At 38.3% G+C, this 14,030-nt stretch carries 18 protein-coding genes; 12 read left to right on the top strand and 6 right to left on the bottom strand.

Annotated features, from left to right (window positions below):
• Positions 1-74: 74 nt before the first annotated feature.
• From FFM62_RS04825 to FFM62_RS04810, 4 genes are all read right to left on the bottom strand, one after another.
• Entirely contained in the window at positions 75-1,097 is a 1,023-nt protein-coding gene (locus tag FFM62_RS04825) for a branched-chain amino acid aminotransferase (RefSeq protein WP_115471092.1), read from the bottom strand.
• Positions 1,098-1,142: 45 nt separating this feature from the next.
• Positions 1,143-2,162, bottom strand: coding sequence for a ketopantoate reductase family protein (locus FFM62_RS04820; RefSeq protein ID WP_115471091.1), 1,020 nt, complete (start codon positions 2,160-2,162; stop codon positions 1,143-1,145).
• Positions 2,163-2,676: 514 nt separating this feature from the next.
• Complete coding sequence (locus FFM62_RS04815; RefSeq protein WP_115471090.1) at positions 2,677-3,246, bottom strand: LOG family protein; 570 nt, start codon at positions 3,244-3,246, stop codon at positions 2,677-2,679.
• Between the two features lie 40 nt (positions 3,247-3,286).
• Positions 3,287-3,847 (bottom strand): TetR/AcrR family transcriptional regulator, encoded by a 561-nt coding sequence (locus tag FFM62_RS04810; protein WP_115471089.1) that lies wholly within the window; start codon positions 3,845-3,847, stop codon positions 3,287-3,289.
• A 167-nt stretch (positions 3,848-4,014) separates the two neighbouring features.
• On the opposite strand from FFM62_RS04810, the gene FFM62_RS04805 reads away from it, so the two are divergent.
• The 5 genes from FFM62_RS04805 to FFM62_RS04790 all read left to right on the top strand — a co-directional run bounded on the left by FFM62_RS04805 (position 4,015) and on the right by FFM62_RS04790 (position 7,575).
• Positions 4,015-5,016 carry an NADP-dependent oxidoreductase gene (locus tag FFM62_RS04805; protein WP_115471088.1) on the top strand — a complete coding sequence of 334 codons (1,002 nt, stop codon included), beginning with the start codon at positions 4,015-4,017 and terminating at the stop codon, positions 5,014-5,016.
• A 15-nt stretch (positions 5,017-5,031) separates the two neighbouring features.
• Positions 5,032-5,781 (top strand): glucose 1-dehydrogenase, encoded by a 750-nt coding sequence (locus tag FFM62_RS04800; RefSeq protein WP_115471087.1) that lies wholly within the window; start codon positions 5,032-5,034, stop codon positions 5,779-5,781.
• Positions 5,782-5,798: 17 nt separating this feature from the next.
• Positions 5,799-6,047 (top strand): oxidoreductase, encoded by a 249-nt coding sequence (locus tag FFM62_RS10285; RefSeq protein WP_240005913.1) that lies wholly within the window; start codon positions 5,799-5,801, stop codon positions 6,045-6,047.
• Positions 5,975-6,553, top strand: coding sequence for an oxidoreductase (locus tag FFM62_RS04795; protein WP_240005912.1), 579 nt, complete (start codon positions 5,975-5,977; stop codon positions 6,551-6,553). Before FFM62_RS10285 ends, FFM62_RS04795 begins: the two co-directional genes overlap by 73 nt.
• Positions 6,554-6,717: 164 nt before the next feature.
• Positions 6,718-7,575, top strand: coding sequence for an SDR family oxidoreductase (locus FFM62_RS04790; protein ID WP_115471086.1), 858 nt, complete (start codon positions 6,718-6,720; stop codon positions 7,573-7,575).
• Positions 7,576-7,663: 88 nt separating this feature from the next.
• Here the strand turns inward: FFM62_RS04790 and FFM62_RS04785 are convergent, their stop codons facing one another.
• A complete protein-coding gene (locus tag FFM62_RS04785; protein WP_115471085.1) occupies positions 7,664-8,161 on the bottom strand; it encodes a GNAT family N-acetyltransferase in 498 nt (165 codons plus the stop codon).
• Between the two features lie 191 nt (positions 8,162-8,352).
• On the opposite strand from FFM62_RS04785, the gene FFM62_RS04780 reads away from it, so the two are divergent.
• From FFM62_RS04780 to FFM62_RS04765, 5 genes are all read left to right on the top strand, one after another.
• Complete coding sequence (locus FFM62_RS04780) at positions 8,353-9,165, top strand: Cof-type HAD-IIB family hydrolase (RefSeq protein WP_115471084.1); 813 nt, start codon at positions 8,353-8,355, stop codon at positions 9,163-9,165.
• A gap of 21 nt (positions 9,166-9,186) precedes the next feature.
• Positions 9,187-9,723, top strand: a complete 537-nt coding sequence (locus FFM62_RS10385) for a LacI family DNA-binding transcriptional regulator (RefSeq protein WP_261789489.1) — start codon at positions 9,187-9,189, stop codon at positions 9,721-9,723.
• A 2-nt stretch (positions 9,724-9,725) separates the two neighbouring features.
• Complete coding sequence (locus FFM62_RS10380) at positions 9,726-10,145, top strand: type 1 periplasmic-binding domain-containing protein (protein ID WP_261789488.1); 420 nt, start codon at positions 9,726-9,728, stop codon at positions 10,143-10,145.
• A 71-nt stretch (positions 10,146-10,216) separates the two neighbouring features.
• Complete coding sequence (locus tag FFM62_RS04770; RefSeq protein ID WP_115471083.1) at positions 10,217-10,705, top strand: YbaK/EbsC family protein; 489 nt, start codon at positions 10,217-10,219, stop codon at positions 10,703-10,705.
• A 36-nt stretch (positions 10,706-10,741) separates the two neighbouring features.
• Entirely contained in the window at positions 10,742-11,224 is a 483-nt protein-coding gene (locus tag FFM62_RS04765) for a GNAT family N-acetyltransferase (protein WP_115471082.1), read from the top strand.
• A 74-nt stretch (positions 11,225-11,298) separates the two neighbouring features.
• Here FFM62_RS04765 and FFM62_RS04760 read toward each other — a convergent pair whose 3' ends face one another.
• Entirely contained in the window at positions 11,299-12,270 is a 972-nt protein-coding gene (locus FFM62_RS04760) for an AEC family transporter (RefSeq protein ID WP_115471081.1), read from the bottom strand.
• Positions 12,271-12,605: 335 nt separating this feature from the next.
• Here FFM62_RS04760 and cbpA point away from each other — a divergent pair, with 335 nt between their 5' ends.
• Both cbpA and FFM62_RS04750 read left to right on the top strand, forming a co-directional pair.
• Positions 12,606-13,250 carry a cyclic di-AMP binding protein CbpA gene (cbpA, locus tag FFM62_RS04755; RefSeq protein ID WP_115471080.1) on the top strand — a complete coding sequence of 215 codons (645 nt, stop codon included), beginning with the start codon at positions 12,606-12,608 and terminating at the stop codon, positions 13,248-13,250.
• A gap of 60 nt (positions 13,251-13,310) precedes the next feature.
• Positions 13,311-14,027: a TatD family hydrolase gene (locus FFM62_RS04750; protein ID WP_165845898.1), complete on the top strand. Its 717-nt coding sequence runs from the start codon at positions 13,311-13,313 to the stop codon at positions 14,025-14,027.
• Positions 14,028-14,030 lie beyond the last annotated feature (3 nt).

Genomic DNA, 14,030 nt, shown 5'->3' with positions numbered 1-14,030 from the left:
TTCGCTCTGCTACGGCAAAAATGCCGCAAATCACGTTACAATCAGCTTCAAAGCGTTTTTAGTCACGCTCTTCTTTAATCCACCGTTTGAGTCCAGTTATATGGATCTGGGCGGTCACCGTATTGAATGCCTACCAATTCGTTGTAAAGCTTAGTTGTGACAGGACCAGCTTCTGTTTCACTATAAAAGACGTGCTTCTTGTCACCAGCAGTTAGTGAACCAACCAGTGAGATAACTGCTGCGGTACCCATGGCACCAGCCTCGGCGAATTGATCAATTTCATCGAAAGGTACTTGGCGTTCAACAGGATTCAATCCTTGATCCTTTGCTACTTGGAGCAAAGAACGCTTTGTGATAGAAGGCAAAATTGAGTCTGACTTAGGTGTAACGAATTGTCCCTCCTTTGTGATACCAAAGAAGTTGGCACCACCAAATTCATCAACATACTTATGTTCACGAGGATCAAGGAATAGGCAGTCAGCATAACCTGCTTCGTGTGCCTGAGCTGAAGAAAATAGACTACTTGCGTAATTACCCGATGTCTTTGCTTGACCAGTACCAGCGTATGAGGCACGATCATAATCACTGACAGTGTATGCAGCAGGGTTTAGGCCATTTACGTAAGCGCCAACTGGCGTCGCATAAATATGGAAAGTATATTCAGTGGCTGGTGTTACTCCAACGACACTGCTTGTTCCAACCATAAATGGACGTAGGTAAAGGGTTCCTCCTGTACCATATGGTGGCACGAATTCTTCGTTAGCTTTAACAACTTGCTTAACAGCATCGACGAAAGCATCGACTGGATAGGGTTCCATCAACATACGCTCAGCAGAGTTGACCATCCGTTCAGCATTTAATTCAGGACGGAAAAGGTTGATTTTACCATCTTTACGACGGTAAGCCTTTAATCCTTCGAATACTTCTTGACCATAGTGGAGTACTTCAGCAGCAACAGATAGTTCCATAGTTGAACGAGTCGTTAATTCACCTGGTTGCCACTCACCATCCTTGAACTTTGCTTCAAAATCATAAGGTAGGTCGTGATATTCAAATCCTAGGTTGTTCCAATCCAAGTTCTCAACTTTTTCTTTCATGATATATTCTCCTCGTGATAATAAATTAATTAAAATGTGTTATGTCTATTGTGAAACTGCGGCCGCTTTTTGTTCGCTAGCTTTGTCATCTTCCAAAACTTGGTTGATAAAGCCGTTGACGTCAAATTTATCTGTAAATTCAGTAAGATGAACAAGGTCGCGTAAAAAATTGTGGGTCGATGCTTCATAGTTGTATTTTTTACCTAAATCATAGATATACCCATTGATATAGTCCACTTCGGTTTCACGACCGTTTGATAGATCTTGATACATAGAAGGGAAATGTAATGGGTTGCCTGTCTGACTAACGGTGACCACTTGTTGCCATTCTTCTTGACGAGAGGTTAATAATTTAATACCTGCACGTTCGCAAACATCATAGGCTTCATCAATTAACTGGACGGATAAAGCACGTGTTGTAGGTGCTTGAATAAATTCTCCCATGCGAACTCTAAACATTGTACAAAGGGTATTAACTACGGAATTAAAAACAACTTTAGCCATCAAAGTACCAGTGAAATTATCTGTTAAGGTCGGATTCAAACCAGCTGTTTTAAAATCACCAATAAGTTGATGGGTCATTTCATCCGGCTGCTCAGTTTGATTTGCTAAGTTAACTGAGCCAGCTCCTTTTTGACCAATGAAATCAACATCCCCAGCCTGATTTAGGACAGTACCAATCATGGCCGTCCCCCCAATGACACGATTACTTGGGAAGTATTGATTTAATTTTTCAATATGTCCCATGCCATTCATGCAAGTTAATGTATATTGTTTGTCGTTAAAGAAGTGTGCACGCCGCTCTAAGAGATCCGCCAGCATATATTGCTTCGTGAAGACAATCAGAACGTCTGCTTGTCCATGATATTCTTCTGGATAATAGACATTTACAGGAACAAGGTGTTTATTTTGCCCGTCTCGGGAGACATAGACACCACGCTGTGAACGAATTGTTTCAACTTGTTGTTCCCATGTATCCACAAAATCTACTTCAAAGCCTGCTTCTTGTAGTAAAACACCAAATCGCAATCCCATTGCGCCTGATCCTAGTACTGCATATTTCATTCTGACTGCCTTCTTTCTTAGACTGGTTAGCCATTAAAGTCGGACTTATTACCTATCAAAAGGGGCGATTGTCTGGTTGATATGGCTAAAAATATGACGGTTTACTAAATGACTAATGTCGGATTCTATAAGACATCACCTCCTAAATTTTAAAATTATTATGAAAAAAGCCCTTAACTTTTACCAGGTTATTGGTAAAAGTTAAGGGCGCGTTAGCACGGTACCACCTTAATTGCTTAAAAAGCATCTTATGTATTCGTCAAAAAACAATACATCTACACAATAATGGGTGTCCCCAATGCTGTTTAATAATCAATTGATGTTCACAACACAGCTAAGAGATGATCATTATCAATTTTTGTGTATCGTTTTACACCAGCCAACGACTCTCTGAACACAGCGAAAGATAAAATTCTCCTTACAGCTTTTTAATCATAATTTAATTTAATAAGAGATTAACGCGTGCGGGGATGCTTTGTCAACTATTATTGAAAAATAAATTTTATTTTGTTTGTTACTGAACATAAGTTCTGATTTTAGGTGGCTGATAAGTCGCTATAAATTCAAAAATTTCATCAAGTGAGTCAGAAAAAAGTAGTTTTTTACGGTCTTCAGTTGTTAGAAAATCTTTTTTAGTCATCTCATCAAACATTGTTTTTAACGGATTATAGTAGCCACTAACATTGAAGAAAATACAAGGGTTGGTATTGTTACCAATACGTGCCCATGAAAAAGCTTCGATAATTTCTTCAAGTGTGCCGGGACCACCAGGAAGGGCGATACAAGCATCGGCTAGTGATAACATGGTTGCCTTACGTGTTGCCATGTCATCCACAATTTTTAGATTCGTTAACCGAGTAAATGCGGCACTACGATCAACGAGCTGTTTAGGCATAACGCCGTGGACTTTGCCACCTGCGTCTAAGACTTCGTTAGCTAATAAACCCATTAGACCAACACCGCCGCCCCCATAGACCAGTTCGAGTTGATGATTGACTAGATAATGTGCAAGGGCAATTGTTGCTTCTTGATGAGTCTGGTCGTTTCCTGTGTCAGCGCCACAGTAGACAGCAATTCTTTTCATTTTAGGAACCGTCCTTGTACGAATTATTGTATGTTTTTTATTATTCAGAAGTTGTTAAACCATCTCGTATCAATTGCCATAATAATTCAAAGCGAGGTTGATAGTCTGGCAGATTCCAAGTTTCTTTAAAGTTAGGCAAAGTAAAGACGGAGAAGGCGGATAATATAGCTTCTGCTTTTTCGAAATTAACATCATTGTAGCCCATAATGCGATTAATAACTTTATAGGCACTTATTAGAACATCATGTAAGGCAAGCGGATTATTATCAACATAGTACGTGTTTAGCATGAACATTTGCGGATCGTTATTATAGGCAGTTTTTTTGGCGTTAACGAATGCCCATAGCCAATCGTGTAACTCATCTTGTGGGTTTGTATACTTATTTGGCGTAAATTGCACATTGTTAATGATGGTTTGCTCAAACCAATCGGCTGCAACGGCCTCCCATAAAGCTTGCTTGTTTTTAAAATGTTTATAAATAGCTGCATGAGTGACGCCCAATTCATTGGCGATTTTGGATAGTGGAATCTCAGCGGTATTTGTTTCTTTAATTAATCGTCTAGCAGTGTTGATAATTATTGTATTAGTCATTCTTTCCATAAAGCTTTCCTCCAATCAATTATTTTTTCATAAAATCTTCTTCATTTTATCATGTAAAAATTTAAGTTACAATATTTGACTTATGTAACCTTGTGATTTACACTCTAGTTACAAATTGAATGAAAAGTAACTAAGATGGTTAGAAAATAGAAATGGGGGGTTAGCATATGAAGGCTGCTCAACTGGCAAAATATGATGAAAATTTTAAATTAGACGTGAATAATATTGCCATACCAGAAATAAATTCAAATGAAGTCTTGGTCAGAGTGAAAGTGGCAGCAGTTAATCCACTTGAAATGTTAATCGGCACAGGCAGCGTTAAGCTTATTCAAGATTATGATATGCCATTGACCATGGGAAATGAATTAACAGGCATTATTGAACATGTTGGTAAAAAAGTGACTAATTTTAAAAAAGGGGATGCCATTTATGCTCGGTTGCCCCAAGAAAATATTGGTGCTTTTGCAGAGTATGTAGCTATTGATAGCGCAGCGATTGCATTATTACCTAAAAATTTAGACTTTAGTACAGGAGCCGCTGCGGCTTTAACTGGTTTAACAGCATATCAAGGGCTTCATGAAGAATTAAATGTAAAACCTGGTCAAACGATTTTTATTCCTGGTGGCTCAGGCTCGTTTGGACAGATGGCAGTACCTATTGCTAAAGACATGGGTTTGAAAGTTATTGTTAGTGGTAATGAAGCGGCAAGAAATCGTACCCTATCATTAGGGGCGGATCAATATTTAGATTTTCGTACTGAAAATTATTGGGAAATGCTATCAGATATTGATTATGTGATTGATACTTTAGGGCCAAATGAATTTGAGCATGAATTATCAATCATCAAGCCCGGTGGTCGCTTATTATCGTTAAGAACAGGTCCCAATAAACGATTTGCAAACGATCGTGGTATTACGGGTTTTAAGAAGGGATTATTTTCTTTAGCAGGTGCAAAGTTTGATCGTAAAGCTAAGAAAGCAAATATTGAGTATCACTTCATTTTTGTTAGAAGTGATGGTGCGCAATTGGCACAAATTACAAAAATTATTGAAAAGAATAATATTGTCCCGGCTATTGATTCCCAAAGTTTTTCATTGGATGAAATTAATAGAGCACTTGATTTAGTTAATCATGGGAAAACAACTGGAAAAGTTCTGATTAAATTTTAAAAGGAGATAGTATTCATGGTAAATCGTTTAGCAAATAAAGTTGCCATTGTGACAGGCGGTATTTCAGGAATTGGTAAGGCAATCGCGCAAGATTTCTTGGCTGAGGGAGCGACAGTGGTTGTAACCGGTCGTCGAGAAACAGTTGGCGAACAAGTGGCAGAAGAATTAGGTCAGCAAGGTGAGGTACTGTACTTAAAACAAGACGTTAGTGAAGAAACGGATTGGCAAAAGGTCGTTGATACTACTCTAGCCACTTTTGGTCATTGGGATATTTTAGTTAATAATGCGGGAATTGGCGGGGCAAATAAGCTCATTGCTGATACTAGTTTAGATGAATGGCAGCAAGTCATGGATATTAATCTAACTGGTACTTTCATAGGTGTTCGTGAAGCCATGAATAGAATGGGCAAAGGTAGCATTGTTAACGTTTCTTCTGTATTGGGAATTATTACACCGATGCCTGGTGTAGGTAGTTACGCGGCTTCTAAAGCGGGGACGCGGTTATTGACCAAAGCAGCTGCGGTTGAGGCAGTTAAAACAAGTAAACAAATTCGGGTAAATTCTGTTCATCCTGGCTTAGTTGGTACGGATATTGTGTCTGATGATCTTAAAAAGGTTTTACAAGCTTCAGACGATGTTATTCCGGCTATTGGGGAACCCGAAGATGTTGCTAAGGCAGTCACATATCTTGCTTCAGATGAAGCATCTTATACAACAGGTTCTGAGATTGTGTTAGATGGCGGTACATTAGCAGGAAGACAGTAAAAAAGGAGAGACAGACTATGACAGAATTATGGACGTCAGTAAAAATTGGTGACAGTGTTTTAAATAATCGTCTGGTTATGGCACCTATGACTAGAAGCCGAGCCTTGGATAGTGGTGAACCGGGCCCATTGGCAGCTGAATATTATGCACAACGCGCAACCATGGGATTGATGATTACCGACATGCAGCAGCAATGGCCATTGAAGCGGGGGCTGATGGTGTCGAAATCCATGGTGCTAATGGGTATCTCATTCATCAATTCTTAGGTGCAAATTCTAATCAACGTGCAGATGAATATGGTGGATCAATAGCAAATCGTATACGTTTTGCCATTGAGGTAACACAAGTAGTGGTTGAAGAAATTGGATCTGAGCACACGGGGTTCCGTGTTTCACCATTGAATTTATTAGGTGGCGTTAATGAAGGTGAACATGCTGCGGAGTTATATCACGCATTAGTCAGTCAATTGAATGAATTTCATTTAGCGTACTTGCATATGATGCATGTTGGTCATGAGGATATACTTAATCAGGTTCGGTTGGATTGGGATGGCCCATTGATGGTTAATCGTGCAAACCGGTCGTTAGAAAAGTTGACCGTTGATTTGGATAATCATGTTGCTGATTTAGTTTCTGTTGGTAATTATGCGTTGGCAAATCCAGATTTGGTAGCAAGATTAAAGAATAAAATACCATTGAATAAGCCTAATCCTGAGACGATTTATGTGAATAATGGTGCGGTTGGTTATACAGATTATCCAACTGCTGATTAATAAATTGTTAGATTTAATATGTTCAATTTTATTTAGCAGATAGATTAATTTACGTCTATTACTAGTAAAAACTAAAATTGACTAATCACTGATAGTGTTTTACGATAAACTTATAAAAAGTAAGCATATTTAATGTTATACAAAATTAGAAAGGAACTATGTCTATGACTATTTTAGTAACTGGCGCAACAGGAGGTTATGGCTCAGCCGCTTTAGAGGAATTAAAGACTTTAGTACCACAAGATGAAATTTTTGCTTTAGCTAGAAGTGAAGAAAAGGCGGCTACGCTACGAGAAAAAGGATTTCAGGTTAGAATTGCATCTTATGATGATCCAGAGTCATTAGAAAAAGCCTTCGCGGGTATCGATAGATTATTGTTTGTTTCGGGTAGCGAAGTTGGTTCACGTAAGCCACAGCATCAAAATGTTGTTGATGCAGCTAAGAAAACGGGTGTATCATACATTGCTTATACTAGCTTTAATAAGGCCGATACATCAACTAGTCCGTTGGCTGAGGAACACGCCTATACTGAGCAAGCAATTATTGAATCAGGTATTTCACATACGTTCTTACGTAATAATTGGTATCTGGAAAATGAATTGCCCCTTATTCAGAGTGCATTAAAGTCTGGTAAGTTTGTGCATGCAGGTGGTGAAGGTAAAGCTGGTTGGACGTTACGTAGCGAACTGGCTAAATTAGGTGCACGTGCCGTATCTGGTAAATTCGATTTCCCAGCGGTCTTAGAAGTGGGTAATCCATTAATGACCTATCAGCAATTAGCGACAGCAGTGGAATCTGCCACGGGCTCAGAGTTGGAAGTTGTTGATGCTGATGTCGCAACAGCATCACAATTTTTGCAGGACAATGCAGGAATGCCCCAAAAGGTTGCTGATATGGTAGCTGGTTCACAATCAATTGTTAAGAGTGGTAGCCTAGCGGTTGAACCTAGTGATATTGAAAAGTATCTGGGTCGATCATTCCTATCTGTTGAAGAATCAGTGCAACAATTACTAGAAAAATAAAGCTTACGGGCTAATGATTAATATATTTTTAGTATAAAAAAGATTGGAACATTTTCTTTTGTTCCAATCTTTTTTTGTTATTAATAAATTAGTCAAAATGTTTGCCTAATATTGCTAAATCAAGATGATTACCATCGATTTCAGCGACTTGTGGTAATAGCCCCCATTGTTCAAAACCTTGTTTTTTGAATAAGGTCATACTAGGATTGTTTTGTTTAAAAACATAAGCAACAATGTTTTGTAGATGACGTTGCTTCAGTTGGGTTGCCAAAAACTGAATGGTTTGGGTACCAATGTGGTTACCACGAGTAGCTTCATCAATATAAATGCTAACTTCAGTGGTATGCTGGTACGCTGCTCGGCCATAGAATGGTTCAAAGCTACACCAACCAACGATTTTATTATCGTCGGTGATTATCCAAATCGGATATTTATCATGGGATGAATTAGCAAACCACGTTTCACGATCTGATACTGAAATAGGGGCTAAATCGGCAGTCACGTTTTTAAGCTTAATGACTTGATTATAAATAGCCACAATTTTTGGTAAATCATCTTTTTCAGCGAATTTAAAGTGTATCGACATTTTGTTCTCCTCCCCAATATTGGCCGTATGATTTAGTATAAGCTTTTACTGAAAATAATGAAGTGTGTATGTCAGGTATTGTAACATGTATAATCGTTTAAATATTGCCATAATTTCATTTGTTTTTAACATTAAGATGATTTTATAGGTTAAAATAAGTGCAAGAATTATTTGAGGTGGGGGAGAACCGAATGATTAAACAGATTTTTTTAGATATGGATGGTACGTTACTAGATGATAAAGGGGTCGTAACTAAAGATACGGTTGCAGCCATTAAAAATTCGCAAATACCAGTGACCTTGGTTTCAGCCCGTGCACCGCAGGAAATGACTTTTGCAATCCATGATTTGGGATTACAGGCACCACAAGTAGCTTTTAATGGTGGTTTGATTTATCAAATGGATGAGGGGGATATGCATGTGTTACAAGCATATCCAATTGAAGCAGCCACTAGTATTAAGTTAATTCATTGGTTAGCCGAAATGTTTCCAGCGGTCAGCCTGAGTTATTATACGCAAGATAGTTGGCTGGCCGATCACGCCTCGGCAGAAATTGATCGTGAGGTATTATTTACAGGGGTAGTTCCACGATATGCAGCTTTATCAGAAGCTGCGCTGCAGGGTCAAAATGGTATTTTTAAAATTATGTTGATTGATCTGAGTGAAACAAAATTGGATATGATTCAGCAAGCAATTCTGAATTTAGATTTACCAGGAATTAATGTACAACAATCAGATGCCAGTCATTTAGAGATTACGAGTGACATTGCGGAAAAAGCCTTCGGTGTTTCATACATTATTGCTCGCGAACAACTATTGCAAGCGGAGACAGCCGCTTTTGGTGATGGGCAAAATGATTTATCAATGTTTTATAAAGTTGGGACATCGATTGCCATGGGGAATGCGCCAATGTCAGTGCAGCAATCAGCAACCTATGTCACAAAAACTAACGTGGCGAATGGGGTTGCTTACGGTATTGAGCACTTTTTATTGCATCAGCCATAAAAAATAGGTAAGGGGAAGCATATGGCTAATATTAAAGATATTGCACGGTTGTCAGGGTATTCAGTGGCCACCGTATCACGATATATTAACAAAAATCGCTATGTTTCAACGAATGCAGCACAGGCCATCCAACGAGTTGTTGAAAAGGTCGATTACGTACCAAACACCATTGCTCGTTATTTAAGTACTGGACGCACAAAAACAATTGGTGTCGTCGTGCCTTTTTTTGAGTATTCTTATTTTTCACAATTATTTGCGAGTATTACAAAAGCAGCATTTAATGCTGGTTACAGTGTGATTGCATTAAAAACCAATTATGATGCTGAATTAGAACGGCAATATTTAGAACAACTCCATCAAAAAAGATATGATGGTTTGATATTTACATCCCACACGGTTTCACTTGAAACGATGTTATCGTATCAAAAATATGGTCCTATTGTCTGTTGTCGTAATCTTGGCGATGTGCCATTGGCTGCTACTTATTCGGTGCGCAATAAAACATATGATGATGTTTTTGAATTGGCAAAAAAGGAAATTTTCAAGGTATTGCGTTAACTTTGAATCGTGATTATGACCATAGTCCGACAACACAAGCAGCCGTCGATTGTTATGAACAAGTCTTTCATCAAAAACCAAAAACTGAATATACGGTAACGGGTGTTTTGGGATATGAAGATGGTTATCAGGCAGCTGAGTATTTTTTGTCGTTACCAAAACCGTCAGATTTTATTTTTGCTAATAGTGACAATATTGCGGCGGGGATTTTTCAATATTATCGTAATCAGCAGCAACCGATACCAACAATAGTTGGACAAAAAAATGAAGTGGTCAGTCGATTAATGAATATATCAACGATTGATCACCATTATGACGAAGTTGGTAAAAATGCAGTTGATTTGGTCATCAATAAAAAAGTACAGCATATCCCAGTGTCGTCTGAATTTATTCGGCGCACGGGGCAAGTGTCGTCAATATAAAAGGCTTTTATTTTACTAATTAATCTAGGTAGTCTAAACTGATGACTATTTATATGTAGGGGGGTAGTATTTTGGCTTTTGAAAAAGTTAATCAGTATTTTAAGCAAGTCGGTTTGGAAAGTCGTGTGAAACAGTTTGATGAATCTAGTGCAACCGTTTTAGAGGCAGCGCATGCTTTAAATTGTGAGCCAGCCCATATTGCCAAAACCATGTCATTTTTAGTGGATGACCAACCAATTTTGATTGTGATGGCGGGGGATGCAAAGGTTGATAATCGGCAATTTAAGCAAGAGTTTCATAAACGCCCCAAAATGATTCATAGTGATGAAGTTGAGCATTATATCGGACACGCACCAGGTGGTGTTTGCCCGTTTGTGACCAAAGACGGTGTCACAACCTTTTTAGATGATTCATTAAAACGTTTTGAAATTGTCTATCCAGCTGCGGGGGATGATCATAGCGCTGTTGAATTATCATTATCAGAGTTAGACGAGTATACCCAGGCTGAACGTTGGATCAACGTATGCAAAGGTTGGCAGGATGAAGCTGCTGAAGATTAGATGATTTTGGCAGTATCAGGGATTGGAGGTTTGTAGGTGATAACGATTAGACCCATTCAAAAAAATGACGATCCATATTTGAAACAGTTGATTCAGGAATTGTTAAAATCCTATCAACTAGATATACCGGGTACTGCTTATTTTGATCCGGAGCTTGCGCATTTGAGTGATTTTTATCAAGCAAGTAAAGCGCGTCAATATTTCGTTGCGCTCAATGATCAGCAGGAGGTAGTCGGTGGTGCCGGGATAGCAACTTATGATTCACAAAATAAAGTGGCTGAATTGCAGAAATTGTATGTGGCTGAAAAAGCGCAAGGTCATCATTTAAGCTACCAATTACTGGATAAAGTGATGCAATTTGCAAAGGAAGCTGGTTATCAGCAAGTTTATCTTGAAACGCATCATAAACTTGAATCAGCACTATATGTTTATCGAGCATATGGCTTCACCGAATTGACAGCGCCATTAAAACAGGCAGAACATTCAGAGATGGATTATTTCTTTGTGCTGTCAGTTTGAGAACTAATACATGTTGGTAGATAAATAGAACCGCCAATCTCTTGTGAGACTGGCGGTTCTATTGATAGTTAGTGTTAAATAACGAGCATAATCAGTACGACCGCAAATGGGAAGATGAAAATACTTTCGGTTAAAACACGGGTTGAAAATTCAACGTCCATATTATTTTGCTCAGCTAACATTGGTAGGACCGTTAACATGGGTGTGATTGATTGAATCAACAATGTTTTGGTAAATAAGTCTGGTAAAGTGACCCAACCAAGTAATTGATTGACCCATAATACCAGTGACATCATTAATGGTGCCATAATAAATTTTCCGAATTGGGCAATTAGGTCGATCTTTTCAACCTTCATGGCTGCCAGTTTTGTTTTTGCTAATTGTAAACCAAGGAAAATTAATGATAGTGGGGTAACTGTATTAGCAACGTAGTTAAATGATTGATATAAAAAGCCGTCTACCGGTAATTTTATATTAACGAAGAAACAGATAATTCCGATAACAAATCCCCACATTGGCGGCGTGAAAAAGTTGATGAAACGTCGCCAGAGACTCGTTGGATAGTTGGCAATTGCGTCCGGGTTATCCTTGTAAATTAATTTTACCCCGATTCCCCAGGTCGTAATCGTGTTGGCCACAAAATAAGCTAGGAAGTAGGGTAAACTTTTATTACCGAACAAAGCGATATTTAAAGGTAATCCAACGAACAAGGTGTTGGCATTAACGAAGGCGTTGGTAAATAGACTTTTGCGATCTTTCTGTAAATGTAATGCACGTCCGATAGGAATAGCAATCAGAAAACAAGTACCAATTGATATCATGGATAGAATGAAACCAATCAAAAGTGTACTAAAATTTTGCCTTGTGATATAGTTTTGCGCAGAAATAAATACCGAAATAGGTAGGGCAACATTCACAACGATTGTCGATACATCATTAATGAAATTTGGGCTAACAATTCTTGATTTACCAATTAAGAAGCCGATAATAATAACAGTAATAATAATCAAGACACTATTTAGTGAGATGAAAAAGGTTGATAGCATATAGGTTTAGCTCCTTAATAATTATTTTTTACATCAATCAAGTTGATGATAAAGTGATAGTTCATAACCATAAAACTATCTTACACCTATTCATCATAAAATTAATATAGTTGGATATATTCAAAAAGTTATTGTCTGGTGCGCCTTGTTACGAAATTTTTTTAAGTGGTAATTACGGTTTATAGTCTGCTTTAAAGGTCATCTGCGACAATAACAAAGTCCCTAATTTTCTCATTTAATGTGAATTTTAGGTTACGATTGTCAGAAAATAGTGCAGTAGTAAAGGTTTCGTGGTATTATAATTAGATTAGAAACTAAGGATAGGAGTTGTCTAAATGCTTACGACACTGGTGAAATCTCGAGACGTGTTAACAACGCTCAGTGAAAATGCAACACTTAAAGATGCATTAGATATCTTTGATCATTCCAACTTTCGGGCTATTCCTATTTTGGACGAAAGTGGACAATTGTTTCGAGGGGCCATTTATAAGCTGCATATATATCACCATATAATTGAAGGTGGCGATTTAGATGTGCCAGTGACAAGTTATATGCGGAATATGACGAAGTTTGTACGTGTTGAAGCAACTTTTTATGAAGCATTCTTTACACTAAAGGATTTACCATTTGTTTCGGTATTGGATAAAGATAATCACTTTATGGGAATCTTAACACATAGTCGTATGATGCGATTATTAGCGGACTCTTGGGCAACTAATAAGGGCCGATACAGCTTGACGGTGGTATCTGATGGTGAGCGGGGTAGTTTAGAAAAAGCTGTCCATATCATTTCGCGATATACGACCATTTCGTCAACGATGACGTTAGATCCAGATAAAAATCCGCGGACAACGCGACTCTTGTTTACACTTCCCGATACTGTTAGCGAAGGCTCATTATCAAAAATTATCAAAATTTTATCTAGAAAAGGCTACCATTTGGAGTCGTTGGAAGATTTATCACAGTCATCATATATGTGATGGTTGTGCGATTGGGCTGGGACAAAAGAAATGTTCCAGTTTTTTTGTATGGAGGAAATTATGTTAATTGACATGCACAGTCATAGTGATGGGGATGCCGACTTTATCAAGGAACAGCAACGTACTCAGGTTGCTTCTATTTTAAATGCAACGACAACGGCAGAATATTGTTTTAATGAACAATATGCGGGGCATCAGCAGTTATTAAGTTATGGTGTTCATCCATGGGAGTCAAAACGACAGAAAATCGATGAGCAGCTATTATCGCAGGTAGCAATTATCGGCGAAATTGGTTTAGATACGGAATGGACTGATGTGCCGTTGTCAGTCCAAAGGCCTGTTTTTTTGCAACAATTGCATGTTGCGAATGATAGCCAGCGACCAGTGATCTTGCATACCAAAGGTTGCGAGCCTGAAATTTTGCATATTATCAATGAATTACCTGATTTAACAGTACTTATACATTGGTATTCGTCTGCTGAATTACAATCGGCGTACCTGGCGCGACCAAACAGTTATTTTTCGATTGGACCAGATGTCTTAACCGATGAGGTCGTCCAGACTTTTGCCCAGAAGGTACCCTTGTCGCAGATGTTTATTGAATCGGATGGTCTAGAGAGTTTTCGGTGGGTCCTAAAAAGAGAAGTAACTACTAGTGAGTATGCCGGATTGTTAAAGCAAGTCTATCAAAAGGTAGCTGATATCCAATCAATCTCTCTGTCGCAGTTGGTAGCACAACTTGAAGGTAATTGGCAACATTTCTTGGCATCGTTATAATTA

It is taken from the genome of Weissella thailandensis (genome assembly GCF_005405465.1).
In the GTDB taxonomy this organism is placed as follows: Bacteria; Bacillota; Bacilli; order Lactobacillales; family Lactobacillaceae; genus Weissella; species Weissella thailandensis.
This window is presented reverse-complemented; position numbering and strand designations above follow the sequence as displayed.

What these genes read in the sequence shown, in the direction of transcription:
- FFM62_RS04825 (WP_115471092.1), bottom strand. Translation starts at nt 1,097, where the DNA reads ATGAAAGAAAAAGTTGAGAACTTGGATTGGAACAACCTAGGATTTGAA.
- FFM62_RS04820 (WP_115471091.1), bottom strand. Translation starts at nt 2,162, where the DNA reads ATGAAATATGCAGTACTAGGATCAGGCGCAATGGGATTGCGATTTGGT.
- FFM62_RS04815 (WP_115471090.1), bottom strand. Translation starts at nt 3,246, where the DNA reads ATGAAAAGAATTGCTGTCTACTGTGGCGCTGACACAGGAAACGACCAG.
- FFM62_RS04810 (WP_115471089.1), bottom strand. Translation starts at nt 3,847, where the DNA reads ATGGAAAGAATGACTAATACAATAATTATCAACACTGCTAGACGATTA.
- FFM62_RS04805 (WP_115471088.1), top strand. Translation starts at nt 4,015, where the DNA reads ATGAAGGCTGCTCAACTGGCAAAATATGATGAAAATTTTAAATTAGAC.
- FFM62_RS04800 (WP_115471087.1), top strand. Translation starts at nt 5,032, where the DNA reads ATGGTAAATCGTTTAGCAAATAAAGTTGCCATTGTGACAGGCGGTATT.
- FFM62_RS10285 (WP_240005913.1), top strand. Translation starts at nt 5,799, where the DNA reads ATGACAGAATTATGGACGTCAGTAAAAATTGGTGACAGTGTTTTAAAT.
- FFM62_RS04795 (WP_240005912.1), top strand. Translation starts at nt 5,975, where the DNA reads ATGGCCATTGAAGCGGGGGCTGATGGTGTCGAAATCCATGGTGCTAAT.
- FFM62_RS04790 (WP_115471086.1), top strand. Translation starts at nt 6,718, where the DNA reads ATGACTATTTTAGTAACTGGCGCAACAGGAGGTTATGGCTCAGCCGCT.
- FFM62_RS04785 (WP_115471085.1), bottom strand. Translation starts at nt 8,161, where the DNA reads ATGTCGATACACTTTAAATTCGCTGAAAAAGATGATTTACCAAAAATT.
- FFM62_RS04780 (WP_115471084.1), top strand. Translation starts at nt 8,353, where the DNA reads ATGATTAAACAGATTTTTTTAGATATGGATGGTACGTTACTAGATGAT.
- FFM62_RS10385 (WP_261789489.1), top strand. Translation starts at nt 9,187, where the DNA reads ATGGCTAATATTAAAGATATTGCACGGTTGTCAGGGTATTCAGTGGCC.
- FFM62_RS04760 (WP_115471081.1), bottom strand. Translation starts at nt 12,270, where the DNA reads ATGCTATCAACCTTTTTCATCTCACTAAATAGTGTCTTGATTATTATT.
- cbpA (WP_115471080.1), top strand. Translation starts at nt 12,606, where the DNA reads ATGCTTACGACACTGGTGAAATCTCGAGACGTGTTAACAACGCTCAGT.
- FFM62_RS04750 (WP_165845898.1), top strand. Translation starts at nt 13,311, where the DNA reads ATGTTAATTGACATGCACAGTCATAGTGATGGGGATGCCGACTTTATC.